25 protein-coding genes are annotated in these 22,755 nt (G+C 70.1%); 17 read left to right on the top strand and 8 right to left on the bottom strand.

Annotated features, from left to right (window positions below):
- Positions 1-154: 154 nt before the first annotated feature.
- From sufD to EV278_RS20265, 5 genes are read left to right on the top strand one after another with little or no spacing between them, the layout of a single operon-like run.
- On the top strand, positions 155-1,186 hold the full coding sequence (gene sufD / locus EV278_RS20285) for a Fe-S cluster assembly protein SufD (RefSeq protein WP_132095420.1): 1,032 nt from the start codon (positions 155-157) through the stop codon (positions 1,184-1,186).
- Positions 1,186-2,412 carry a cysteine desulfurase gene (locus EV278_RS20280; protein WP_132095418.1) on the top strand — a complete coding sequence of 409 codons (1,227 nt, stop codon included), beginning with the start codon at positions 1,186-1,188 and terminating at the stop codon, positions 2,410-2,412. The genes sufD and EV278_RS20280 overlap by 1 nt, the downstream gene beginning before the upstream one ends.
- 5 nt (positions 2,413-2,417) lie before the next feature.
- Positions 2,418-2,777, top strand: a complete 360-nt coding sequence (locus EV278_RS20275; RefSeq protein WP_132095416.1) for an SUF system Fe-S cluster assembly protein — start codon at positions 2,418-2,420, stop codon at positions 2,775-2,777.
- Between the two features lie 15 nt (positions 2,778-2,792).
- Entirely contained in the window at positions 2,793-3,185 is a 393-nt protein-coding gene (locus EV278_RS20270; protein ID WP_132095414.1) for an iron-sulfur cluster assembly accessory protein, read from the top strand.
- Positions 3,185-3,385 carry a hypothetical protein gene (locus EV278_RS20265; protein ID WP_132095412.1) on the top strand — a complete coding sequence of 67 codons (201 nt, stop codon included), beginning with the start codon at positions 3,185-3,187 and terminating at the stop codon, positions 3,383-3,385. Before EV278_RS20270 ends, EV278_RS20265 begins: the two co-directional genes overlap by 1 nt.
- On the opposite strand, the gene EV278_RS20260 is transcribed toward EV278_RS20265, so the two are convergent.
- The 3 genes from EV278_RS20260 to EV278_RS20250 are packed head-to-tail and all read right to left on the bottom strand — an operon-like array spanning position 3,386 to position 5,119.
- Entirely contained in the window at positions 3,386-3,754 is a 369-nt protein-coding gene (locus tag EV278_RS20260) for a hypothetical protein (protein ID WP_132095410.1), read from the bottom strand.
- Between the two features lies 1 nt (position 3,755).
- Positions 3,756-4,544 (bottom strand): lysophospholipid acyltransferase family protein, encoded by a 789-nt coding sequence (locus EV278_RS20255; RefSeq protein WP_132095408.1) that lies wholly within the window; start codon positions 4,542-4,544, stop codon positions 3,756-3,758.
- Between the two features lie 14 nt (positions 4,545-4,558).
- Positions 4,559-5,119, bottom strand: coding sequence for a TetR/AcrR family transcriptional regulator (locus tag EV278_RS20250; RefSeq protein ID WP_132095406.1), 561 nt, complete (start codon positions 5,117-5,119; stop codon positions 4,559-4,561).
- A 97-nt stretch (positions 5,120-5,216) separates the two neighbouring features.
- On the opposite strand from EV278_RS20250, the gene EV278_RS20245 reads away from it, so the two are divergent.
- A complete protein-coding gene (locus EV278_RS20245) occupies positions 5,217-6,203 on the top strand; it encodes a glycosyltransferase family 9 protein (protein WP_132095404.1) in 987 nt (328 codons plus the stop codon).
- A 1-nt stretch (position 6,204) separates the two neighbouring features.
- The gene (locus EV278_RS20240) at positions 6,205-6,600 is read left to right on the top strand and encodes a DUF6165 family protein (protein ID WP_132095402.1); all 396 of its coding nucleotides are present in this window, start codon (positions 6,205-6,207) and stop codon (positions 6,598-6,600) included.
- Positions 6,601-6,678: 78 nt separating this feature from the next.
- Here EV278_RS20240 and EV278_RS20235 read toward each other — a convergent pair whose 3' ends face one another.
- The 3 genes from EV278_RS20235 to EV278_RS20225 all read right to left on the bottom strand — a co-directional run bounded on the left by EV278_RS20235 (position 6,679) and on the right by EV278_RS20225 (position 8,789).
- Positions 6,679-7,794, bottom strand: coding sequence for an FUSC family protein (locus EV278_RS20235; RefSeq protein WP_132095400.1), 1,116 nt, complete (start codon positions 7,792-7,794; stop codon positions 6,679-6,681).
- The gene (locus EV278_RS20230) at positions 7,795-8,286 is read right to left on the bottom strand and encodes a CinA family protein (RefSeq protein WP_132095398.1); all 492 of its coding nucleotides are present in this window, start codon (positions 8,284-8,286) and stop codon (positions 7,795-7,797) included.
- Positions 8,287-8,396: 110 nt separating this feature from the next.
- Positions 8,397-8,789: a RidA family protein gene (locus EV278_RS20225; RefSeq protein WP_132095396.1), complete on the bottom strand. Its 393-nt coding sequence runs from the start codon at positions 8,787-8,789 to the stop codon at positions 8,397-8,399.
- A 115-nt stretch (positions 8,790-8,904) separates the two neighbouring features.
- On the opposite strand from EV278_RS20225, the gene EV278_RS20220 reads away from it, so the two are divergent.
- Positions 8,905-9,804: a LysR family transcriptional regulator gene (locus tag EV278_RS20220; protein ID WP_132095394.1), complete on the top strand. Its 900-nt coding sequence runs from the start codon at positions 8,905-8,907 to the stop codon at positions 9,802-9,804.
- Positions 9,805-9,840: 36 nt separating this feature from the next.
- On the opposite strand, the gene EV278_RS20215 is transcribed toward EV278_RS20220, so the two are convergent.
- Positions 9,841-10,992, bottom strand: coding sequence for a bifunctional 2-C-methyl-D-erythritol 4-phosphate cytidylyltransferase/2-C-methyl-D-erythritol 2,4-cyclodiphosphate synthase (locus tag EV278_RS20215; protein WP_132095392.1), 1,152 nt, complete (start codon positions 10,990-10,992; stop codon positions 9,841-9,843).
- A gap of 98 nt (positions 10,993-11,090) precedes the next feature.
- Between EV278_RS20215 and dusB the strand changes: the two genes are divergently transcribed.
- From dusB to EV278_RS20170, 9 genes are all read left to right on the top strand, one after another.
- Complete coding sequence (dusB, locus tag EV278_RS20210; RefSeq protein ID WP_132095390.1) at positions 11,091-12,113, top strand: tRNA dihydrouridine synthase DusB; 1,023 nt, start codon at positions 11,091-11,093, stop codon at positions 12,111-12,113.
- The gene (locus EV278_RS20205; RefSeq protein ID WP_132095388.1) at positions 12,110-13,240 is read left to right on the top strand and encodes an ATP-binding protein; all 1,131 of its coding nucleotides are present in this window, start codon (positions 12,110-12,112) and stop codon (positions 13,238-13,240) included. Before dusB ends, EV278_RS20205 begins: the two co-directional genes overlap by 4 nt.
- On the top strand, positions 13,237-14,658 hold the full coding sequence (locus EV278_RS20200) for a sigma 54-interacting transcriptional regulator (RefSeq protein ID WP_132095386.1): 1,422 nt from the start codon (positions 13,237-13,239) through the stop codon (positions 14,656-14,658). The genes EV278_RS20205 and EV278_RS20200 overlap by 4 nt, the downstream gene beginning before the upstream one ends.
- Before the next feature lie 114 nt (positions 14,659-14,772).
- Positions 14,773-17,016 (top strand): PAS domain-containing sensor histidine kinase, encoded by a 2,244-nt coding sequence (locus tag EV278_RS20195; RefSeq protein WP_165916718.1) that lies wholly within the window; start codon positions 14,773-14,775, stop codon positions 17,014-17,016.
- Positions 17,013-18,401, top strand: a complete 1,389-nt coding sequence (locus tag EV278_RS20190) for a sigma-54 dependent transcriptional regulator (RefSeq protein ID WP_132095384.1) — start codon at positions 17,013-17,015, stop codon at positions 18,399-18,401. Before EV278_RS20195 ends, EV278_RS20190 begins: the two co-directional genes overlap by 4 nt.
- 153 nt (positions 18,402-18,554) lie before the next feature.
- On the top strand, positions 18,555-19,418 hold the full coding sequence (locus EV278_RS20185) for a D-amino-acid transaminase (RefSeq protein WP_132095382.1): 864 nt from the start codon (positions 18,555-18,557) through the stop codon (positions 19,416-19,418).
- Between the two features lie 136 nt (positions 19,419-19,554).
- Positions 19,555-19,803 (top strand): RNA chaperone Hfq, encoded by a 249-nt coding sequence (gene hfq / locus EV278_RS20180; protein WP_012286640.1) that lies wholly within the window; start codon positions 19,555-19,557, stop codon positions 19,801-19,803.
- A 49-nt stretch (positions 19,804-19,852) separates the two neighbouring features.
- Positions 19,853-21,208, top strand: a complete 1,356-nt coding sequence (gene hflX, locus EV278_RS20175; protein ID WP_132095381.1) for a GTPase HflX — start codon at positions 19,853-19,855, stop codon at positions 21,206-21,208.
- A gap of 64 nt (positions 21,209-21,272) precedes the next feature.
- A complete protein-coding gene (locus EV278_RS20170) occupies positions 21,273-21,821 on the top strand; it encodes a lysozyme (protein ID WP_132095379.1) in 549 nt (182 codons plus the stop codon).
- A gap of 1 nt (position 21,822) precedes the next feature.
- Here EV278_RS20170 and EV278_RS20165 read toward each other — a convergent pair whose 3' ends face one another.
- Entirely contained in the window at positions 21,823-22,704 is an 882-nt protein-coding gene (locus EV278_RS20165; protein WP_132095377.1) for an SDR family oxidoreductase, read from the bottom strand.
- Positions 22,705-22,755: the final 51 nt, after the last annotated feature.

Below are 22,755 nucleotides of genomic sequence, written 5' to 3'. Positions count from 1 at the left end.
CCCCCCCCCCCCCCCCCCCCCCCCCCCCCCCCCCCCCCCCCCCCCCCCCCCCCCCCCCCCCCCCCCCCCCCCCCCCCCCCCCCCCCCCCCCCCCCGCCGCGCCGACCCCCTCAGTCGCTTCGCGACAGCTCCCCCAGAGGGGGAGCATCTTCCGATGACCCTCGCCACCGCCCTCAAGACCGGCGACCTGACCCAGCTGCCGTCGCGCCGCGACGAAGACTGGCGCTGGACCGACCTGCGCGGGCTGATGCGCACCGTACCGCCGGCGTCCCCAGCCTTCGACGGCGAGGTCGCCAAGAGCCCGTTCGACGGCCTGGCCGCCGACGAAATCCTGTTCGTCAACGGCCGCCAACGCCCCGCCGCGGCCGGCGGCGCGGGCGACGTGTTGGCCCTGCGCTTCGTGTCGGCCAGCGAGGGAACCGCCCACGCCGCCGCCTACGCGATCGTGGTCGAGCCCGACACGACCCTGGTCCTGCTGGAAAGCCACGAGGGCCGCGCGGCCGGCTATTTCTCGGACGTCGCCCTGGACATCGCGGTCGGCGAAGGCGCGCGCGTCGAGCGCATCGTGCTGGTCGACGACGACGCCGAGGCCATCGACGTGGTCACCGCAGAGGTCGACCTGGCCCCCGGCGCGACCTTCAACCAGACCGTCCTGACCGCCGGGGCCCGCCGCCAGCGGATCGAGACCCGGGTCAACCATCCCGGCGCCCATGCTCGCGTCCGCCTGGACGGCGTCTATGTGTTGGCCGACCAGCGCCACGCCGACCAGACCACGGTCGTCACCCACGGCGGCGTCGACGGGACCACCAGCCAGCTGACCAAGGGCGTCGTCGACGGCCAGGCGCGCGGCGTGTTCCAGGGGCGGATCATCGTCCAGCCCGGCGCCGACCAGACCGACGCCCGCATGGGCCACCACGCCCTGATCCTGTCGGACAGGGCCGAGGTCGACGCCAAGCCCGAGCTGCTGATCTTCGCCGACGACGTTTCCTGCGCCCACGGCAATACGATCGGCGCGCTGGACGACGAGCAGATCTTCTACGCCCGCCAGCGCGGCATCCCCGAGGCCGAAGCCAAGGCGATGCTGACGGAGGCCTTCCTGGGCGAGGTGGTCGAGCGCATCGCGCACGAGGGCGCGCGCGAGGTGGCGGCCGCCTGGGTGGCCGCCAAGCTGGGGAGAGGCGCCTGATGGCCTTTGACGCCCCTTTCGACGTCGATCTGATCCGCGCCCAGTTCCCGATCCTGGCCCGCCAGGTGCACGGCAAGCCGCTGGTCTATCTGGACAGCGCCGCCAGCGCCCAGAAGCCGGAGGCGGTGCTTGAGGCGATGACGGGCCTGGCCCGCACCAGCTACGCCAATGTCCACCGCGGCCTGCACACCCTGGCCAACGAAACGACACAGGCTTATGAAAACGCACGGGAAACCGTCGCGAAGTTCATCAACGCCCAGCCGTCGGAAATCGTCTGGACCAAGAGCGCGACCGAGGCGGTGAACCTGGTCGCCGACACCTTCGGCCGCTCGCTGAAGGCCGGCGACGAGATCGTGATCTCGCAGATGGAGCACCACGCCAACATCGTGCCGTGGCACTTCCTGCGCGAGCGCTACGGCGTCGTCCTGAAGTTCGTCCCGGTCACCGACGACGGCCGCCTCGACATGGAGGCGTACAAGGGTCTGCTGTCCGACCGCACCCGGATGGTGGCCATCAGCCACATGTCGAACGTGCTGGGCACCATCAACGACGCCGCCGAGATCGTCCGCCTGGCCCATGCGGCCGGCGCGCCGGTGCTGCTGGACGGCTGCCAGGCCATCGTCCATTCCAAGGTCGACGTGAAGGCCCTGGACGTCGATTTCTACGTCTTCTCCGGCCACAAGCTGTACGGCCCCACCGGCATCGGCGTGCTGTACGGCAAGGCCGAGCGCCTGGCGGCCCTGCCGCCGTACCAGGGCGGCGGCGAGATGATCGGCAGCGTGTCGATGGACAAGATCACCTATGCCGACCCGCCGCACAGGTTCGAGGCCGGCACCCCGGCGATCCTCGAGGCCGTCGGCCTTGGGGCGGCGATCGAATGGCTGAACACCATCGACCGCGACGCGGCCCTGGCCCACGAGCATGCCCTCTACCAGCGGGTCGTCGACCAGCTGGACGGCGTCAACGGCGTGCGGATCCTGGGCACGGCGCCGGGCAAGGGCGCGGTGCTGAGCTTTGTCGTCGAGGGCGCCCATGCCCATGACGTGGCCCAGGTGCTGGACCGCTACGGCGTGGCCGTCCGCGCCGGCACCCACTGCGCCGAGCCCCTGATGAAGCGGTTCGGCGTCACCTCGAGCGCCCGCGCTTCCTTCGCCCTATATAACAGCCTGGACGAGGCCGACGCGTTCGTGAACGCGCTGGCCAAGGCCCGCAGTTTCTTCAGTTGAGCCCGATGACCGAACAATCCGCTTCCGTGGCCGCCCCCTCCGCGATCCCTCAGGCCGAACTCGATCGCCTGACCGACCAGCTGATCGAGAAGCTGAAGACGGTGTTCGACCCGGAGATCCCGGTCGACATCTACGAACTGGGCCTGATCTACAAGGTCGACGTCAGCGACGAGAAGGACGTGGCCATCGACATGACCCTGACCGCGCCGGGCTGCCCGGTGGCCGGCGAGATGCCGGGCTGGGTCAAGGACGCGGTCATGGAGATCCCGGACATCAAGTCGTGCCACGTCGACCTGGTCTTCGAGCCGCCGTGGGACCCCTCGCGGATGAGCGACGAGGCCAAGCTGCAACTGAACATGTTCTAGGCTGGTTGAACCCACATGGAAGCCGCTCTCTCGCAACGTCCCCGCCGCCCGCGCCCCAAGGTGGTCACCCTGACCCCGGCCGCCGCCGCGCGGGTCAAGGAGATCATGGCCAAGGCCGACAGGCCCTATGCCGGCCTGCGGGTGGGCGTGAAGAACGGCGGCTGCGCGGGCCAGGAATACGTCTTCGAATACGCCGCCGAGAAGGGGCCGATCGACGAGGTGGTCGAGGACCAGGGCGTGACCATCCTGATCGAGCCCAAGGCCGTGCTGTTCCTGATCGGCACGGTGATCGACTACGAGACCACCAAGCTGTCCTCGAAGTTCGTGTTCAACAATCCCAACGAAACCGACGCCTGCGGTTGCGGCGAAAGCGTGACGATCCAGCCGGCGGCCGAGGCCCTGGACTGATGCTGACCCGGACGCCCGCCTGCGTGGAGTGCGGCCTGGCCTGGGGCGCACCGGCCTTCCGCCACGAGGACCATGCGCCGCTGTACTGGTCGGATACGGGGATCCTGTGCTCGACCGGCTGCGCGACGAAGCATTTCGACAGGCGTCGGGAGGACGGGACGTTCATGCCCGTGCCGGCGGAGTGCCCGGTCGAGCTGTGATCAAATCCAGACGCCGGTAACTTGCATGACGCCAAGAAACCCGACCAACCAAGCCAAGGGAATTTGCGGTAGGGCGAAAACCGTCGCCGCGATCCGGTACCCTTTGGCGAATGCGAGGACGCCCAGGCTGAGCGGGATGCTGGCGTAAAACAGGTACGAGAGCATATCGACGACTAAGTCGGGCCGATCCGCCGTCGCGGACCCAGGTTCCACGCGGAAGACCGTGGCCCAAGCCTCGGCGGCAAGCACCGGAAACGCTGACGCCAGCACGAGCGGAATGACGACCGGTCGTGGCCGCAGGCCAAATTTCCGTGCAGTCAGATAGATCGCGCCGGCCCAGAAAGCCTCCATGAGGAGCAGCGTCAGCACGTCAAGCCACCGCCTTGGTGTGAGTAGCCGCCACATTCTCCCGCCCGTTCCATTCCACCAGCACCGACGGCCGGACCGGCTCGCCGCGCGCCTGGGCGATCAGCTGGTTGGTGCGGGTCTCGATGACGTCTTCCATCCGGGCCATGAACTCGGCCTTGGAGAGATCCTGGGGCAGGGGCGGCAGGAACTCGATGGTCGCCATGCCGGGGGTCTTCTTCTTGTCGGTCTGCCGCCAGAAACAGCCCAGATTGGTCGCCACCGGCACCACCGGCAGGCCGAAGTCGCGGCTCATGTGATAGACGCCGGTTCGGTAGCGGAACCGCTCTCCAGGCGCGGCCAGGTGGCCTTCCGGATAGATCAGGATGCGGCGGCCCTCGGCGGCCACCTGGGCGGCGCTTTGCGACAGCGCCCTGCGCGCTTCGGGCCCGCCGCAGCTGTCGACGACTATGGCCCCGAACTTCTTGAGAATCGCCCCGACCAGCGGGAACTTCTCCAGATGGTCGCCGGTCACGAAGCTGAGATTGTCGACATGGGCGAACATCACGAAGCCGTCGCCCCAGCTGTGGTGCTTGGCGGCGATGATGAAGGCGCCCTGCGGCAGGTTTTCCTGGCCCTTCAGCTCGATGCTGATCCCGGCGAAGGTGCGCAGCGCCCAGATCATCCGGCGGCTGTAGAGCCGCAGGGCGAAGGCGATCGGCCGGCGGCCCGGGAGCAGGGCGGAGAGGGCGGCTGACAGGCCGTAGAAGATCGACAGCACCCAGTAGTAGGCGTTGAACAGCGCGCTGCGCATGGCTCTGGTTCCTGTTAACGGGCGGAGAGCACGGCCTGGACGGCCGCGGTCATCAGGGGGGCGTGGGCCGAAAGGGCGTCGTCGCCCAGCCGGCCATAGGCCTTGTTCTGGGCGGTCTGGGTGATCACGCCGATGGCCATGGCGGCGATCACCCGCGGGTCGCCCGGGGGCAGTTCCGTCTCGATCATCGCCCGCTTGACCAGGCCCTCGACCATGGTCACCGGGTCGCGGCCGTCCTCCTGGTAGTAGGGCAGGAAGTGGTGCAGCTGCAGCAGGTGGAAGGAAAACAGCAGCCAGTCCTCGTCGGCCACGGTGCAATAGGCGCGGACCACGGCGGCGGCCTTGGCCTGGATGCCGGTCGCCATCTCGGCGTTGACCGCGATCAGGTCCGAGAGGCGGCGGTGGGTGGTCATGAACAGGCCCACGGCCAGCTCGTCCTTGCTCTTCCAGTGGCGGTAGATCGCGCCCTCCGACACCCCGGCCTTGGCGGCGATCAGCTTGGTGGTGGCCGCGTCGACGCCCCGGTCGACGAAGACCTCGAGGGCGGCGCGTTCGATCCTGGGCTTGGCGTTCATGGGGGGACCTTAGCATGGCCTTGGATCGATGCAAGTGATTACTCACATCGGTCAATCCGCCGTTGACCCCGGCGCGGGCGGCGGCCTAAGCCGGGCCATGGTCCAGTCGATCCTGATCTATTCGATGGGCGAGGTGATCGGCGACGGCCTGATCAAGCTGCCGTTCATCGCCGGCCTGCGCGCCGCCTTCCCCCAGGCGCGGATCACCTGGTGCGCCGCCAAGGGCCAGACGGTCTATGCCGGGCCGCTGAAGGCCGTGACGGCCGGCTATATCGACGAGATCCTGACCGACGGCCCGACGGGCGACGCAGCCCTGGACGTGCTGCCCTGGGTCAGGCCGTTCGGCGGGCGGACCTTCCATCTGGTGATCGACACCCAGGAGAACGCCCGCCGCAGCCTGGTCGCCCGCCGGGCCGCCAGGGGGCGCTTCGTCTCGGCCGCGGCCGAGGCGCGCAAGCCCGATTGGCCGGTCGCCGTGGTCGAGCGCCTGGCGCGGTTGCTGGCCCTGGCCACCGACGGCGCCGGCGCGCCGCGTTCGCTGGCCCTGTTCCATCCCGACGCCGCCAACGCCGCCCGCGCCCTGCTGCCCACCGCCCACTACGGCGGCCCGGTCTATGTGGGCCTGGCGCCGGGCGCGGGCGGCCAGGACAAGCGCTGGCCGCTGGACCGCTATCTGGAGCTGGCCCGCCGTATCCAGGCGTCCGGCCGCAAGGCGGTGTTCTTCTTCGGCCCCGACGAGGCGGCCGACGCCCAGACGGCGCGCGAGGCGGTCCCGCAGGCCCTGTTCCCGGAGGCGGATCGCACCGACGGCTTTCCCGAGGTGAAAGGCCCGCTGCTGGCCATCGCCCTGGCCGGCCGCCTGACCGCCGCGGTGGCCAACGACGCCGGTCCCGGCCACATGCTGGCGGCCGGCGGCGCGCCCCTGCTGTCGCTGCAGAAGGACCGCCGCAAGGCCGTCAAGTTCCGCCCCGCCGCCCAGCGCCTTGAGCTGCTGGTCGCGGAGGACTACGGAGACGACATGGCCGCCCTGCCGCTGGATGTGGTGGACGCGGCCCTGCAAGGCCTGATCGCCGGAGTTTCGTGAAATGCCCATCCTGGCGCCCGTCTCGGCCGGCGAGCTGATCGACAAGATCACCATCCTGCGGGTCAAGGCGATACGGATCGGCGATCCGGCCAAGGAGGCCAACGTCAAGGCCGAGCTGGCCTTGCTGGAGGAGACCGCCGCCCGCGAACTCCAGCATTCGCCGGAGCTGGAAGACCTGATCGCCCAGCTGACCGAGATCAACGCCGCCCTGTGGGACATCGAGGACGGCAAGCGGGACTGCGAGCGCCGCCAGGACTTCGGGCCGAAGTTCGTCGAGCTGGCCCGCCGCGTCTATATCGACAACGACCGCCGCGCCGCCGTGAAGCGCCAGATCAACCTGCTGGCGGGCTCGGACATCGTCGAGGAAAAGAGCTACAAGCCGTACCTGGCGGGGTAGGGCGGAGCTACAGCAAAAACGCTCCTCATCCCGAGGCGCCCGCGCAGCGGGCCTCGAAGGACGCACGGCGCGTCCACCTCATCCCCGCTTGCCGACGGTCTCCTCGACCCGTTCCTCGAAGTCGCCGAGATTGCCGAACAGGTTTTCGATGGCGAACACCAGGCCGAACACCCGGGCCGCGTCGTCGAAGGCCAGGGCTCGCGTGCCGCCGCCGGCCCGCAAGGTCTCGACGGCGGCCTGGAAGGCCTGGTGCGCCTCGGCGAAGGCCAGGCGGTCCGGGCGCGGGCCGCCCGACAACAGGGCCGCGCAGGCCCGCAGGAAGATCGCGCTGGCGTTCAGCATGGCCGCCGAGGGCAGGGCCAGGCCCGGCGAGGGGAAGGCCTCGCGCAGCGCCCGGCCGATCATCACGCAGTCGTTGCGCAGCCTCCACAGCGTGCGGGGCAGGGCGTCGGTGACCGAATGGTCGCTCAGCCGGCTGGCGCTCTCGCGCTCGGCCTCGGTCATGGCGGTCTGCAGCTTGGACAGGGCCTTGAGCGTATCGTCGTAGTGGCCGCGAGCCTCCAGCTCGGTCGCGCCGCCCTTCAGCTTCAGAGCGTAATGCTCCAGCAGTTCGGCCAGCAGGCCGGCCACCGTGTCCGCGCTGTCGACCACCGTGGCGTGGGCCCGGGCCGGGAAGATCAGCAGGGTGGCGGCGATGCCGACCACGCTGCCGACCGTGATCTCGGCCACGCGCAGGACGGCGGCGACCAGCGGGTCCAGGTGGGTGGTCGTGCCGATCAGCATGATCACGGCGGTGACCGGCGCCACCTTGAAGGCCGGGCGGACGGCGGCGAGAAAGGCCAGCAGGGCCGCAGTGACCGCCAGGATCGGTCCGCCGGCCTCGGGCCAGCGGGCGTGCAGCATGGCGGCCCCGGCTCCGGCCGCCGCGCCGACCACCGTGCCCATCAGCCGCTCGATCGAGGCGGTGATCGTCGCGCCCAGGCTGGACTGGACGATGATCACGGCCGTGAACACCGCCCAATAGCCCTGGGGCAGGCGCAGCAGGGTGGCCAGGGCGTAGGCGGCCACGACCGCCGCCGACACCCGGACCGCGTGGCGCAGCTCGGTCTTGCGCGCCGCCGCCTTGGCCAGGGCGCTGCGGGAAAGCTCCAGCCCGACGAAGCGCCGCCAGTCGCTGGGCGCGGCCTCCGGCATCTAGGCCACCGCCTCGCGCAGCATCTCCAGCGCCGTGCGCACCGCGGCCAGCTGCACGCCTTCGCGAGTCTCGCCGTCGAACAGCTCGTGGCGATGGACGACCGAGCGGTTGGCGCGGGCCACGGCGAAGTGCACCGTGCCCACCGGCTTCAGCGGCGAGCCGCCGCCCGGTCCGGCGACGCCGGTGATCGCCACGGCCACGTGACCGTTGCTGGCCTCCAGCGCGCCTTCGGCCATCATCCGCGCGACCACCTCCGACACCGCCCCGTGGTCGGCGATCAGGTCGCCCGGCACGCCCAGCATCTCGGACTTGGCCCGGTTGGTGTAGGTGACGAAGCCGCGCTCGAAGACGTCGGACGCCCCGGCGATGTTGCAGATCGCGCCCGCCACCAGGCCGCCGGTGCAGCTCTCGGCCGTGACCAGCCGCAGCGACCTCTGGCGCGCCTCGTCGATCAGCAGGCGGGCCAGGGTCTGGATTTCGAGCGGGAACATGGGGAGACTCCTTGGAACCATCTTGGCGGCCGTCCCTGAGTCCGTCATCCCCCGACGTGCTCTTTACCCAGGCCCAGGGCCTAAGCACGCGGCTTGCACCGAGCCGGCGGTCACCGGGGAATGCGGGCGATGGCCTTGATCTCGAAATCGAAGCCGGCGAGCCAGGTCACCCCGACCGCGGTCCAGTTCGGGTAGGGCGGATCGCCGATCTCCTCGGCGCGAACCGCCAGCACCGTATCGATCTGCGTCTCCGGATCGGTATGGAAGGTGGTCACGTCCACCACGTCGGCGAGGTCGCAACCGGCGGCGGCCAGGACCGCCCGAAGATTGGCGAACGCGCGGCGGACCTGGTCTTCGAAAACGGGTTCCGGCGAGCCGTCCTCACGGCTCCCGACCTGTCCGGAAACAAAGAGCAGGTCCCCGGAGCGGATCGCGGCCGAATATCCGTAGATCTCGTAGAGGGCCTGGCGACCGGCGGGGAAGATCGCGTCGGGCTTGGTCATGTCTCGTTCCTTTCGTGGGGTCTGGCGGGGCGAACCGCCGATCCGCGAGATAAAGGCCGAGCAATTGCTGGGTAAGGCTTTGAAATGCGCATGAGTTGATGCAAAAATGCCATCAATGTCGCGACCTTCGCTCAACGACCTGACGGCCTTTGTGGTCGTCGCCACGCGCCGGAGCTTCCGTCGCGCGGCCGATGAACTGGGCGTCGCGCCGTCCACCCTGAGCCATACGATGCGGGCCCTCGAGGCGCGCATGGGCATGCGGCTGCTCAACCGCACCACCCGGAGCGTTTCACCGACCGAGGCCGGCTCTCAGCTGCTGGTTCGCCTGCAGCCGGCGCTCGCTTCGCTCGACGAGGCCCTGGAGAGCGTGGCGGGGTTCCGTGGCGGGGTGGCGGGGGTCGTGCGGATCAACGCGCCGCGCGTGGCGGCGGCGCTGATCGTGCAGCAAGTCCTCCCGCGCCTGTCGCAACGCCATCCCGACGTGACCGTGGACCTTGTTGTCGAAGGCGCGCTGATCGACATCGTGGCCGGCGGCTTCGACGCCGGGGTGCGGCTCGTAGAGTCGATCCCGCGCGACATGATCGCCGTTCCGCTGACCCGTCCGCTACGGTTCCTGTGCGTCGCCTCACCCGGCTATCTGGACCGCGCCGGCGTGCCCGCCACGCCCGACGACCTCAGGGACCATCGTTGCATTGGCCATCGCCTGCCGAGCGGCAGGCTCTATCGCTGGGAGTTCGAGCGAGACGGCCAGGTCATGACGATCGAAACCGCCGGATCGGTCATCCTCGACGACGAGGACCTGATGGTCGAGGCCGCCGCCGAGGGGCTGGGCGTGGCCTATGTGGCCGAGCCGGCCGCGGCGGCGGCGCTCGCGGCGGGACAGGTGCGTGAGGTCCTGGCGGCATGGCTGCCCCCGACGGAGGCCGTGGCGGTCTACTATCCCGGACATCGCGCCGCGCCGCTGGCCCTGCGGGCGTTCCTGGAAGTCGTCCGCGAGGTCAGCAAGCTCGGCTGATCGGGGCCTTCGTTCCAGCGCGGCCGTGGCCGACGCTCAGGCCGGCGTCTCGACCACCGCGATCGCCTGGGCGGCCAGGCCTTCGCCGCGACCCGTGAAGCCCATGCCCTCGGTAGTGGTCGCCTTGACGCTGACCCGGTCGAGCGGCAGGTCCAGGATCTCCGCCAAGCGCGCGCGCATCGCCGCCCGGTGCGGCTTGATCTTCGGCCGCTCGCAGATCAGCGTCACGTCGACATTGACCAGGGCCCCGCCGCGTTGACGAACCAGGTCGACCGCGTGGGCCAGGAACCGGTCGGAGGAAGCGCCCTTCCATTGCGGATCGGTGGGCGGGAAGTGGTCGCCGATGTCGCCTTTGCCGATCGCGCCGAGAATGGCGTCGGTCAGGGCGTGCAGGCCGGCGTCGGCGTCGGAGTGGCCGATCAGGGTCTCTTTATGGGCGATCTCCACGCCGCACAGCCAGACCGATTCCCCCGGGCCCCAGCGATGGGCGTCGAAGCCCTGGCCCATCCGGGTGAGCCTGGCGCGGCCGGCGAGCTGTTCGGCCATGGCGAAGTCCTCCGGATAGGTCAGTTTCATCAGCATCGGGTCGCCGGGCGTGACCACGACGCGGCCGCCATGGCGCTCGACCACCTGGCCGTCGTCGGTGGGCTCGTCGGGCCCTTCCCAGGCGGCGTAGGCGGCCAGCAGGCGGTCGCGACGGAACGCCTGCGGAGTCTGGGCCCGCCACAGGTCGTTTCGCGGTTTCGTGACAACGTTGGACTCGAGCGCCCCGCTTTTCAGCGTATCGGCCACGGGCAAGGCCGGAATCGCGCCATCCGCGTCGTCGAGGGCCTCCAGTACCGCTCTGATTGTTGCGGCGCCGAGAAAGGGTCGGGCGGCGTCGTGGATCAGGACGGGCTCGTCGGCCGGACGGTCGGCGAGGGCGGCCAGGCCGGCCTGGACGGAGAGGGCGCGAGTCGCGCCGCCGGGCGTCGTCGTCCAGCCCGCCAGGCCCTTCATCGCCACATCCAGGACCGGCCGCGCCTGCGAATCCGCAACGATCACGAGCTTTTGCGCGCCGCCGGCCAGCAGGGCTTCCGCCGACCAGCGCAGCACGGTTTTCCCCGCCAGCCTACGCCATTGCTTGGCCTGGCCGGGCCCTGCCCGGACGCCGGAACCGGCGGCGACGATGACGGCGGAGAAGGTCATTGGGGCTGTTTAGCGAGCCAAATTAACTTGTCCAGAGAAGGAGGCTTTACGGCGCCGCACAATATGCCTAAAAAGAGTGCGACGGGGATGTATAGAAAATGAGCAACGGTCTCACAGTCGGCAAGGTCGAGGTGCCCGGGCGCGTATGGATCGCGCCGATGACGGGTGTTTCGGACCTGCCCTTTCGGGAAACGGCCAGCCGCCTGGGCGCCGCCTATGTGGCGACGGAAATGGTCGCCTGCGCCGAGTTCGCCCGCGGCCGGCCCGACGTGGTGCGCCGCGCCGCGGTGGGCGACGGCCTGCCGCTGATGGTCGTCCAGCTGGTGGGCCGTGATCCCGGCTTCATGGCCCAGGGCGCGCGGATGGCCGCCGACGCCGGGGCCCAGATCATCGACCTGAACTTCGGCTGCCCCGCCAAAGAAGTCACCAAGGGCGCCGCTTCGGGCTCGGCCCTGATGCGCGAGCCCGACCTGGCCGAGGCCCTGGTGGCCGCCGCGGCCGAGGCGGTGGATGTTCCCGTCACCGTCAAGATGCGCCTGGGCTGGGACGACGACAGCCGCAACGCCGCCGACATCGCCCGCCGGGCCGTCGAGGCCGGGGCGAAGGCGATCACCGTCCATGGCCGCACCCGCTGCCAGTTCTACAAGGGCCAAGCCGATTGGGAGGCCGTCGCGGCGGTCAAACGGGCGGTCGACGTGCCAGTGCTGGTCAATGGCGACATCGTCGACGGCGACACCGCCCAGGCGGCGCTCGACCAGTCCGGCGCCGACGGGGTGATGATCGGGCGCGGCGTCTATGGCCGCCCGTGGATCGCCCAGGCGATCGAGGCGGCGCTGCGGGGCGAGGGCTTCCGCGAGCCGGACGCCGGGGAGCGCCTGGCCATCGCCGTCACCCATTTCCGCCGCAGCCTGGACTTCTACGGCGGCAAGCTGGGCCTGAAGATGTTCCGCAAGCACCTGGCGTCCTACATCGAGGCCGCGCCGTGGCCCGACAGCGAGGAGGCGCGCCGCGCCGCCCGCGCCGCCCTGTGCCGGCTGGAGGATCCCGCCGCGATCGAGGACGGCCTGGCCGCCCTGTGGCTTGGGGACTTGGGACTGGACGACCGGAGGCTGGCCGCATGAGCGATCACGCCCGCGTCCCCTCGGCCAAGGTCGCCGACAGCCTGAAGATCGCGGCGTTCGACCTCAGCCCCGAGCCGGCCCTGGTGGTTGATCGCGACGGGGCGCTGGTGGCGGTCAACGAGGCGGCCGAGGCCCTGTTCGGCCAGGGCCTGTCGCTGCTGGCCCGCGGCCGGTTCCGCGCCGCCCTGCCGCCGGGCTCGGTGCTGGTCTCGATGATGGACCGGGCCCTGTTCGAAGGGGCCCTGGTCCGCGAGCACGGGGTCGAGGTCAACCTGTTCGGCCAGCCGCCGTTCGAGGCCGACGGCGCGGCCGCGCCGCTGGGCGACGGTTCGGTGCTGATGACCCTGCACGTCAAGGGCGTGCTGGGCGTCGAGCGGGCCTCGGACGCCGCCGGCCTGCGCTCGGTGGTCGGCCTGGGCCGCATGCTGGCCCACGAGATCAAGAACCCGCTGGCCGGCATCCGCGGCGCGGCCCAGCTGCTGAAGACCGGGGCCAGCGCCGCCGACCAGCCCCTGGCCCAGCTGATCGTCGACGAGACCGACCGCATCCGCCGGCTGGTCGACCGCATGGAGGCCTTCTCCGACGAGGTTCCCGGCCCACGCGAGGCGGTCAACATCCACCAGGTGCTGGACCGCGTCCGGGCCCTGGTGGTCAACGGCGTGGCCGACGGCCTGGCCCTGCAGGAGCACTACGACCCGTCGCTGCCGGACGTCTGGGGCGACGAGGACCACCTGATCCAGGTGTTCCTGAACCTGGTCAAGAACGCGGCCGAGGCCGCCCACGCGCGCGGCGACGGCCAGGGCATCCTGTCGATCCACACCGCCTGGCGTCCGGGCGTGCGGGTGCGGGGCGCCGACGGCAAGGCCACGGCCGGCGCGCCGATCGAAATCCGCGTGCAGGACAACGGCCCGGGCGTGCCCGCCAGCCTGCGCGACCACCTGTTCCAGCCGTTCGTCACCACCAAGGCCAACGGCACGGGCCTCGGCCTGGCCCTGGTCACCAAGCTGGTGACCAGCCACGGCGGCCTGATCGACTTCGACTCCGAGCCCGGCCGCACGGTGTTCCGCGTGCTGCTGCCGATGGCCAACGGAAAGCTTGCCCCCTCCACTGGAGACGCCCACGCATGAACGCCGCCAGCAAGAAGATCCTGATCGCCGACGACGACAGCTCGGTGCGGCTGGTGCTCAGCCAGGCCTTCACCCGTCTGGGCTATCAGGTCCGGGCGACGGGCAACGCCACGACCCTGCTGAAATGGGTGACCGACGGCGAGGGCGACCTGATCGTCACCGACGTGATGATGCCCGACGAGAACGTCTTCGACGTGCTGCCGCGCATCCGCAAGGAGCGGCCCAAGCTGCCGATCATCGTGATGAGCGCCCAGAACACCCTGCTGACGGCGGTCAACGCCGCCGACGCCGGGGCGTTCGAGTACGTCTCCAAGCCGTTCGACCTCGACGACGTCACCGCCGCCGCGCGCCGGGCCCTGTCGCGGCCGGCCGACGCCGAGGCCTCCAAGGCCCAGGCCCGGGCCATGCGCGACGAGCGCCTGCCGCTGATCGGCCGCTCGGCCCCGATGCAGGAGGTCTATCGCACGATCGCCCGCCTGGTCGGCGCCGACCTGACGGTGCTGATCCTCGGCGAAAGCGGCACCGGCAAGGAGCTGGTGGCCCGCGCCCTGCACGAGCTGGGCCGCCGTCGCGACGGCAAGTTCGTGGTTATCAACCTGGCCGCCGTGCCGCGCGAGCGCGTCGAGACCGAGCTGTTCGGGCGCGGCGAGGGCGACATGGGCCGCCTGATCGAGGCCGATGGCGGCACCCTGTTCCTGGACGAGATCGGCGACATGCCGCTGGACGCCCAGACACGCCTGCTGCGGGTGATCGACGGCACCGAGCCGGTGCTCAACCCCAAGACCGGCCGCCGTCCCAACGTCCGGATCATCGCCGCCACCAATCGCGACCTGCGCGGGCTGATCCAGCAGGGGCTGTTCCGCGAGGACCTGTTCTTCCGTCTCAACGTCGCGCCCGTGCGCCTGCCGCCGCTGCGCGACCGCACCGAAGACATTCCGGACCTGGCCCGCACCTTCCTGCTGCGCGCCAACCGCGAGGGCCTTCCGGCCAAGACCATCGACCAGAGCGCGCTCGACCGCATGAAGAGCCACGCCTGGCCGGGCAATGTGCGCGAGCTGGAAAACCTGGTCCGGCGGATGTGCGCCCTCTATGCCGAGGAGCTGATCACCGCCCGGATCGTCGATCGCGAGCTGCAGGACCACACTCCCGCCGCCCACGCCGATGAGGGACCCGTCACCCTGGCCAGCCTGGTGGAGCGCCACCTGTCGTCGCACTTCGCCGACCAGCCCGACGGCGTGCCGGCCGCCGGCCTCTATGATCGGGTTCTGCAGGAGGTCGAGCGTCCGCTGATCCAGCTGACCCTGTCGGCCACGCGCGGCAACCAGGTGCGGGCCGCCGAGATCCTGGGACTCAACCGCAACACCCTGCGCAAGAAGATCCAGGACCTGGGCGTGGAGATGACCCGCGGCCGGCGCTGATTCACGGCGACGGCCTTCCAAGAAGGGTCGTCGCCCCGGGGCTGATCCGCGCGCTGACGCTTAATTAGCACATGCCTGTTGAGTTTAGGGCACAGTCCCCCTTAAACTTGGTCAATGGCGTCCGTTCCATCCGTACTGGAGCTTGAAGGACCGCCGACCCGGTTCAGCCGGGCCTGGTGGCGCGAGCTGCTGCGGTCGCGGTTTACGCTGGGAAGCGCCTACGGCCTGGCCATCGCCCTGACGGCCACGGCGGTGTTCCTCGCCTCGTCGCCGCCAGCCACCGGACCGATCGGACCGGCCACCACCGTCATCCTCGTGGTCCTGGGCTTCAACCTGGCCCTAATCCTCTGCATCGCCGGCGTCGTCGGCTGGCGGCTGCTGGACATGGTCGACGCCCGGGCCAGCGACGCCGGCGCGCGCCTGCACCTGCGGTTCGTGGGCCTGTTCTCGGTGGCCGCGGTGGCCCCGGCGGTGATCGTGGCCCTGTTCTTCGGCGTGCTGGTCAATCGCGGCGTCGACGCCTGGTTCAGCGAGCGCGTGCGCACCGTGGTCGAGAACTCCGCTACCGTGGCGCGCTCCTATGTCAGCGAACAGACGGAATATATCAGCCAGCACGTCGGGCCGATGGCCGGCGTGCTGAACCTGGCCGCCCCGACCCTGGCCGATTCGCCGGTCGCCTTCGGGCACTACATGAAGGAGCACATGGAGGAGAACGGCTTCTCGGCCGCCTATGTGCTGGACCGTGACGGGCGGATCCTGGCGCGGGCCGAGAGCGAGACGGCGCCGCCGTTCCTGGCCCCGCCGCCGTCCAGCTTCCGGCGGACCGACGACGGCGACATCACCTCGCAGCGCTTCGTCGACGAGGACCTGTTCCGCGCCCTCTATCGACTGAAGGCCTTCCCCGACGCCTACCTCTACGTCGCCCGGCCGATCGACAAGGGCATCCTGGCCCACCTGATCGAGTCCGAGGAATCGCTGATCTCGTATCGCGAGGCGGCCAAGAACCAGGACCGGATCCAGGTGATCTTCGGCCTCAGCTACATCGAGACCGCGCTGCTGGTGCTGGTCGCGGCCGTCTGGGTGGGCATCGCCGCCGCCAACTCGATCGCCGCCCCGGTCTCGGGCCTGGTGCAGGCCGCGGGCCGGGTGTCGGCCGGCGACCTGGACGCCCGGGTCGACGTCGAGACCGGCCCCGAGGAGATCCGCGCCCTGTCGGTGGCCTTCAACATGATGACCACCGACCTGCAGGCCCAGCAGGCCGCCCTGCGGGTGGCCAGCCTCGACGCCGAGTCGCGGCGGCAGTTCATCGAGACCGTGCTGTCCGGCGTCAGCGCGGGCGTCGTCGGCCTGGACGCCACGGGCCGGATCACCGCCCTCAACCGCCGGGCCGGCGACCTGCTGGCCCTGGACGAGAGCGCCGTGGGCCAGCCCCTGGTCGAGGTCGCGCCCGAGCTGGAGACCGTGATCCAGGAGATCAGCGGCGGCCGTCCCAACGCCGAGGTCGAGATCGACGTGATGCGCGGCGGCGAGACCCGGCGGCTGCGGTTCCGCGGCGCCGGCCAGGCGGCCGAGACCCTGGTGCTGACCTTCGACGACATCACTCGCCTGATGGCCGCCCAGCGCAACGCCGCCTGGAAGGACGTGGCCCGGCGCATCGCCCACGAGATCAAGAACCCGCTGACCCCGATCCAGCTGTCGGCCGAACGGATCCGCCGCAAGTACCGCAAGGACATCACCGGCGACCTGGACACCTTCGACCGCTGCACCGAGACCATCATCCGCCAGGTCGGCGACATCGGCCGGATGGTCGACGAGTTCTCGGCCTTCGCCCGGATGCCGGCCCCGCGCTTCGCCCCCGCCGACCTGACCGAGATGCTGCGCCAGGCGGTGTTCGCCCAGCGTTTCGTCGACACCGAGACCGAGGTGACCCTCGAAGAGCCCGGCGACGACGTCTGGGTCAGCTGCGACGCGCGGATGGTGGGCCAGGCGCTGACCAACATCCTCAAGAACGCCGGCGAGGCGGTCGGCGCTCGCCGCCACGTCTCGCCGGAGCCGCCGGGCCGCATCGCCGCCAGCCTGGTCTCGGACGACGAGCACCTGTGCCTGGTGGTCGAGGACAACGGCGTGGGCCTGCCCGCCAAGGACCGCGACCGCCTGACCGAACCCTATGTCACGACCCGCGAGAAGGGCACCGGCCTTGGGCTGGCGATCGTCAAGCGGATCATGGAGGACCATGACGGCGAACTGGTCCTGACCGACGCGCTGAACGGAACCGGCGCCCGGGTCATCCTGAAGTTCCCCACGACCGCGCGGCTCGCCGCCGCCAACGCCCAGAACGGCGTAGAGGAGATGATATGAGCGCTGACGTGCTTGTGGTCGACGACGAGGTCGACATCCGCGAACTGGTGGCCGGCATCCTGGAGGATGAGGGCTACGCGGTGCGGGTGGCGGCCGACTCCGACCAGGCGCTGGCGGCCTTGCGGGCCCGCAAGCCCGCGCTGCTGGTGCTGGACATCTGGATGCAGGGCGGAGGCATGGACGGGCTGGAGCTGCTCGACATGGTCAAGGCCCTGGATCCCGACCTGCCGGTGATCATGATCTCGGGCCACGGCAACATCGAGACCGCCGTCAGCGCCATCAAGCGCGGCGCCTACGAGTTCCTGGAAAAGCCGTTCAAGTCCGACCGCCTGCTGCTGGTGGTTGAGCGCGCTCTAGAGGCCGCGAATCTTAAACGAGAAAATCGTCGCCTGCGGGTGCAGAGCTTCAGCTCCGACGGCCTGATGGGCAAGTCGGCGGCGGCCCAGGCCCTGCGCCAGCTGATCGCCAAGGTCGCCCCGGCCAACAGCCGCGTGCTGGTCTCGGGCCCGCCCGGCTCGGGCAAGGAACTGGTGGCCCGGCTGATCCACGGCTCCAGCAGCCGTTCGCGCAACGAGTTCGTGGCCGTCAGCGCCGCGGGCATGGCGCCCGAGCGCCTGGACGTCGAGCTGTTCGGCGAGGAAGGCGAGGGCGGTCGCCCGCGCAAGATCGGCGTGTTCGAGCGGGCCCACGGCGGCACCCTCTATCTCGATGAGGTGGCCGACATGCCGCGCGAGACCCAGAGCCGCATCCTGCGGGTCCTGGTCGAGCAGCGCTTCCGGCGGGTGGGCGGCGACAGCGATGTCCAGGTCGACGTGCGGGTGATCTCGTCCACCTCGCGCGAGCTGCGCGACGAGATCGCCGCCGGCCGGTTCCGCGAGGACCTGTTCCACCGCCTGAACGTGGTTCCCGTGCGGGTGCCCGGCCTGTCGGAGCGCCGCGAGGACATCCCCGAACTGATCAGCTACTTCATCGACCGCGTCTGCGAGGCCACCGGCCTGCAGCGGCGGCGGCTGGGCGAGGACGCCCTGGCGACGCTGCAGGTCCAGGCCTGGCCCGGCAACGTCCGCCAGCTGCGCAACAACGTCGAACGGATGCTGATCCTGGCTTCGGGCGAGCCCGGCGACCTGATCACCGCCGAGATGCTGAACGCCAACGAGCAGCCGTCCGGCGGCAACGCCGGGGCGATCGGCGCCGAGCGGATCATCGCCCTGCCGCTGCGCGAGGCCCGCGAGCTGTTCGAGCGGGAATATCTCAACGCCCAGATCCTGCGGTTCGGCGGCAACATCTCGCGCACCGCCAACTTCATCGGCATGGAGCGGTCGGCCCTGCACCGGAAACTCAAGTCTCTCGGCGTCGCGGGCGCCCGGGTCGAAGAGGAAGAGTAGGGCCGCCCCCAAACTCCGCTCATCCCGACGAAAGTCGGGACCCAAGCCGAGCTTGGTCGAAGTTCGCGGATGCTCGATCGATCGGGCGTCTTTCTGACAGGTCGCTTAGGTCCCGACTTTCGTCGGGATGAGCGGAACATTTTGAGGACTGACATGTCGCGTTTCGCCTACGTCAACGGCCGCTTCGTCCGTCACGGCGAGGCCGCCGTGCACATCGAGGACCGAGGCTACCAGCTGGCCGACGGGGTCTATGAGGTGTGGGCGGTGTTCGGCGGCAAGCTGGCGGACGCGGCGGGCCACTTCGCGCGGCTGTGGCGCAGCCTGGACGAACTGAAGATCGCCCATCCGATGAGCGAGAAGGCCCTGACCGTGGTGCTGCGCGAGGCCATCCGCCGCAACAAGGTGATCGAGGGCATGGTCTATCTGCAGGTGACCCGCGGCGTCGCCCCGCGCGACCACGCCTTTCCCAATCCCGCCGTGCCGCCCGCCGTGGTGATCACCGCCAAGCGCGTCGACCGCGAGCTCGCCGAGGCCAAGGCCGCCAGGGGCCAGTCGGTAGTTATCGTGCCGGAGAACCGTTGGGGTCGCTGCGACATCAAGTCGATCGGCCTGCTGCCCAACGCCCTGGCCAAGCAGGCGGCGCGCGAGCGCGGCGCGGTCGAGGCCTGGTTCGTCGACGAGATGGGCCTGGTCACCGAGGGCGCCTCGTCCAACGCCTGGATCGTCGACGCCGAGGGCCGACTGCGCACCCGCGACACCCAGGCCAACATCCTGCGCGGCGTCACCCGCTCCAGCCTGCTGGAGGTGATCGCCGAGGCGGGCCTTCCCGTGGCCGAGCAGCCGTTCACCATCGAGGAGGCCAAGGCCGCCAGGGAAGCCTTCATCACCGGCGCCGGCACGCTGGTCCTCCCGATCGTCAGCGTCGACGGCGCCCAGATCGGCGACGGCAAGCCCGGACCGGTGGCGACGCGGCTTCGGCGTCTCTATATCGAGCGCGCCAAGGCCGCCGCGATCTAGGTTGCAAGACCAGGTTTCGGAGGATTGGCGCAGTTTCTTTGCCGATTGGTCATACCAACCGGCGAAAAATGCTTTAGTCTGAACTTGTTTGTGTGGGGGGCGTGTGGCCCTCCGAAACAATGAGAGGGGAATCCCCATGTCGACCGAGAAAAAACAAAACCTTCAGGACACTTTCCTGAACAGCGTGCGCAAGTCGAAGACGCCGCTGACCATCTTCCTGGTGAACGGCGTGAAGCTGCAGGGCGTTGTCAGCTGGTTCGACAATTTCTGCGTCCTGCTGCGACGCGACGGCCAGTCCCAGCTGGTCTACAAGCACGCCATTTCGACGATCATGCCGGCCCAGCCCGTGCAGCTGTACGAGCCGAGCGCTGATCAAGACGACTGATCCCTGGAGCGTGGCGCGCCACGCTCCAAAATGTTTGATTTAGGGCCGTTTGACCAAATCCCCTTCGAAATCCATCGACCACGCGGCGCCGATCTTCCGGGCGTTCGTGATCCATCCCGTGCGGCCGACGCGCGGCCAGTCGGCCCTTGAGGCGCGTGACCCCAACGCGCGGCTTGAGGAGGCCGTCGGCCTGGCAGTCGCCCTCGACCTCGAGGTCGTCGAGACCACGATCGCGCCCCTGCGCGCGGTCACGCCCGCCACCTTGTTCGGCAAGGGCAAGATCGAGGAGTTCGCCGCCATCTGCGAGGTCGAGAAGATCGACGTCGCGGTGTTCGACGACCAGCTGACCCCGGTCCAGCAGCGCAACCTGGAAAAGGCCCTGAACGTAAAGGTCGTCGACCGCACGGGCCTGATCCTGGAGATCTTCGCCCGGCGGGCCCGCACCCGCGAGGGCAAGCTGCAGGTCGAGCTGGCGCGGCTGGACTACGAACGCTCGCGCCTGGTCCGCACCTGGACCCACCTGGAACGCCAGCGCGGCGGCACTGGCGCCACCGGCGGCCCCGGCGAGACCCAGATCGAGCTGGATCGCCGCCTGATCGCCGGCACGATCGGCAAGCTCAAGCGCGAGCTGGAGGAGGTGCGGCGCACCCGCACCCTGCACCGCAGCGCTCGCAAGAAGGTCCCGTACCCGACCGTCGCCCTGGTGGGCTACACCAACGCCGGCAAGTCGACCCTGTTCAACCGCCTGACCAACGCGGCGGTCGTGGCCCAGGACATGCTGTTCGCGACGCTCGATCCCACCTTGCGCACCGTCAAGCTGCCCGACGGCCGGCCGGCGATCCTGTCCGACACCGTCGGCTTCATCTCCGACCTGCCGCACGAGCTGGTCGAGGCCTTTCGCGCCACTCTGGAGGAGGTGCAGGAGGCCGACGTGGTGCTGCACGTGCGCGACGTGGCCAATCCCGACACCGACGCCCAGGCCCGCGACGTCCAGAAGGTGCTGGCCGAGCTGAAGGTGCTGGGCGACGACGGCGAGGCCGAGGGCGGCAAGACCCTGGTCGAGGTCTGGAACAAGATCGACCTGGTCGACGGCGAGGCCCGCGAGATCCTCGAAGGCCAGGCCCGCCGTCTGGGCGCCTCGGCGGTCTCGGCGGTCACCGGCGAAGGCTGCGCCGAGCTGCTCAAGCGGGTCGGCGGTCTGATCGACGACACCCCGCCGGTCGCCGTGCGCCTGGCGGCGTCGGACGGGGAGGCCCTGGCCTGGATCTACCGCAACGGCCGGGTCGAGACCCGTGAGGACGAGGCCGAGGGCGGCGTTCGCCTGGTCGCCCGCCTCGACGCTCAGGCCCTGGGACGGTTCGAACGGCAGTTTCCCGATGTCTGGGTGATGGCGACCGGCGACTGATCGTTCGGCCTTGCCGCGCTCGCCTTGCGGGTGAACACTCCGAGCTCGCATTCGGAGCGCGAGCATGGCCAACGATCTCTGGGACGGCGTCACCGTGCCGGCCGCCGCCACCATCGTCGTCAAGCGGGTGGAGGGGTTCTTCGCCCAGCCCTATGACGACAACGGCGCACTGCCGGGCGGCACCTGGACCATCGGCTACGGCACGATCCGCGACGCGGCCGGCAAGCCGGTAACGCCCGCGACCCCGGTCATCACCGAGGCCCAGGCCGTCAAGCTGCTGCTGCGCGACATGAAGCGCGCGGCCCAGGACGTCCACACCCGCGTCCGGACCCCGCTGCTGGTCTACGAGGCCGCCGCCCTGATCTCCTGGACCTACAATCTGGGCGACGGGGCCCTGCGCACCTCGACCCTGCTGCGCAAGCTGAACGCCGGGGAGAAGACCGCCGTGCCCGACGAGATGCGCCGCTGGATCAACCAGAACGGCAAGCCGCTGGTCGGCCTGCTGCGTCGCCGCTGGGCCGAGGCGGCGATCTTCCTGGGCAAGGACCCGGTCAACGCCTGCGTCCGGGCCTGGCGGGAGATCGACGACCTGACGGACTGGCCGGCGTTCTAGACTAGGGGCCGAAATAGCCCGCCGTCTCGATGTCGGCGATCAGGCCTGGCCCCGTCGGGCTCCAGCCGAGGGTCTGGCGCGTCCAGTCGCTGGACGTGGCCGCGTCCATCCCGGCGAACATCGCGAACCAGCCGAAATGCTCCGGCGGCCGGCTTTCGACCGGCAAGCCCAGCCCGCGACCGATGGCGGCGGCGATCTCCCGGAACGGCACGCCTTCCTCGGCCACCGCGTGATAGCGCTCGCCGCCGATCCCGCGTTCGATGGCGAGCCGATAAACCTTCGCCGCGTCGTGGCGATGCACGCCCGACCAGCGATTCCGGCCCTCGCCGGGATAGGCCGAGACGCCGGTCCGGCGGGCGATGTCGATCAGCAGCGGCACGAAGCCATGGTCGCCCGCGCCATGGGTGGAGGGGGCCAGGCGCACCACCGAGGCGTGGACGCCCTTGGCCACAAGCTCCGCGGCGGCGGTCTCCGAGACGCGGGGATAGCCGTCCACGCCTTCGCGGGGCGGGTCGGTTTCCAGGGCCAATCGTCCAGGCGCGAGGCGCGCCGTGCCGGAGGTGACCAGCAGCGGCTTGCCCGAGCCTTCCAGACCTGCGCCCAGGGCTTCGATGGCGCGACGATCCAGATCGCAGTTCTCGGCGAAGCGCGAGAAGTCGTGATTGAAGGCCGTGTGGATCACGGCGTCGGCCGAGGCGGCGGCGCGGGCCAGGCCGTCCTGGTCTTCCAGCACGCCGCGCACGGCCTCGGCGCCCGCCGTCTCCAGCGCCTTGGCGCCGTCCTCCGATCGGACCAGGCCCCGCACCTGATGGCCGTGGGCGACCAGCTCCCCAACCACGGCCGATCCGACGAAGCCGGACGCACCGGTAACAAAAACACGCATGGACACTCTCCAGGGATTTGACCAGGCCAATCCAGCGCCTATGCTCATCCT

This window comes from Caulobacter sp. BK020, from assembly GCF_004342605.1.
In the GTDB taxonomy this organism is placed as follows: Bacteria; Pseudomonadota; Alphaproteobacteria; order Caulobacterales; family Caulobacteraceae; genus Caulobacter.
This window is presented reverse-complemented; position numbering and strand designations above follow the sequence as displayed.

Excerpts from the sequence above, each read along its gene's own strand:
- sufD (WP_132095420.1), top strand. The coding sequence starts at position 155 with ATGACCCTCGCCACCGCCCTCAAGACCGGCGACCTGACCCAGCTGCCG.
- EV278_RS20280 (WP_132095418.1), top strand. The coding sequence starts at position 1,186 with ATGGCCTTTGACGCCCCTTTCGACGTCGATCTGATCCGCGCCCAGTTC.
- EV278_RS20240 (WP_132095402.1), top strand. The coding sequence starts at position 6,205 with ATGCCCATCCTGGCGCCCGTCTCGGCCGGCGAGCTGATCGACAAGATC.
- EV278_RS20235 (WP_132095400.1), bottom strand. The coding sequence starts at position 7,794 with ATGCCGGAGGCCGCGCCCAGCGACTGGCGGCGCTTCGTCGGGCTGGAG.
- EV278_RS20165 (WP_132095377.1), bottom strand. The coding sequence starts at position 22,704 with ATGCGTGTTTTTGTTACCGGTGCGTCCGGCTTCGTCGGATCGGCCGTG.
- EV278_RS20250 (WP_132095406.1), bottom strand. The coding sequence starts at position 5,119 with ATGAACGCCAAGCCCAGGATCGAACGCGCCGCCCTCGAGGTCTTCGTC.
- EV278_RS20215 (WP_132095392.1), bottom strand. The coding sequence starts at position 10,992 with ATGACCTTCTCCGCCGTCATCGTCGCCGCCGGTTCCGGCGTCCGGGCA.
- EV278_RS20270 (WP_132095414.1), top strand. The coding sequence starts at position 2,793 with ATGGAAGCCGCTCTCTCGCAACGTCCCCGCCGCCCGCGCCCCAAGGTG.
- EV278_RS20275 (WP_132095416.1), top strand. The coding sequence starts at position 2,418 with ATGACCGAACAATCCGCTTCCGTGGCCGCCCCCTCCGCGATCCCTCAG.
- EV278_RS20185 (WP_132095382.1), top strand. The coding sequence starts at position 18,555 with ATGTCGCGTTTCGCCTACGTCAACGGCCGCTTCGTCCGTCACGGCGAG.
- EV278_RS20245 (WP_132095404.1), top strand. The coding sequence starts at position 5,217 with ATGGTCCAGTCGATCCTGATCTATTCGATGGGCGAGGTGATCGGCGAC.
- hfq (WP_012286640.1), top strand. The coding sequence starts at position 19,555 with ATGTCGACCGAGAAAAAACAAAACCTTCAGGACACTTTCCTGAACAGC.
- EV278_RS20190 (WP_132095384.1), top strand. The coding sequence starts at position 17,013 with ATGAGCGCTGACGTGCTTGTGGTCGACGACGAGGTCGACATCCGCGAA.
- EV278_RS20170 (WP_132095379.1), top strand. The coding sequence starts at position 21,273 with ATGGCCAACGATCTCTGGGACGGCGTCACCGTGCCGGCCGCCGCCACC.
- EV278_RS20205 (WP_132095388.1), top strand. The coding sequence starts at position 12,110 with ATGAGCGATCACGCCCGCGTCCCCTCGGCCAAGGTCGCCGACAGCCTG.
- dusB (WP_132095390.1), top strand. The coding sequence starts at position 11,091 with ATGAGCAACGGTCTCACAGTCGGCAAGGTCGAGGTGCCCGGGCGCGTA.
- EV278_RS20220 (WP_132095394.1), top strand. The coding sequence starts at position 8,905 with ATGTCGCGACCTTCGCTCAACGACCTGACGGCCTTTGTGGTCGTCGCC.
- EV278_RS20230 (WP_132095398.1), bottom strand. The coding sequence starts at position 8,286 with ATGTTCCCGCTCGAAATCCAGACCCTGGCCCGCCTGCTGATCGACGAG.
- EV278_RS20200 (WP_132095386.1), top strand. The coding sequence starts at position 13,237 with ATGAACGCCGCCAGCAAGAAGATCCTGATCGCCGACGACGACAGCTCG.
- EV278_RS20195 (WP_165916718.1), top strand. The coding sequence starts at position 14,773 with ATGGCGTCCGTTCCATCCGTACTGGAGCTTGAAGGACCGCCGACCCGG.
- EV278_RS20265 (WP_132095412.1), top strand. The coding sequence starts at position 3,185 with ATGCTGACCCGGACGCCCGCCTGCGTGGAGTGCGGCCTGGCCTGGGGC.
- EV278_RS20225 (WP_132095396.1), bottom strand. The coding sequence starts at position 8,789 with ATGACCAAGCCCGACGCGATCTTCCCCGCCGGTCGCCAGGCCCTCTAC.
- EV278_RS20255 (WP_132095408.1), bottom strand. The coding sequence starts at position 4,544 with ATGCGCAGCGCGCTGTTCAACGCCTACTACTGGGTGCTGTCGATCTTC.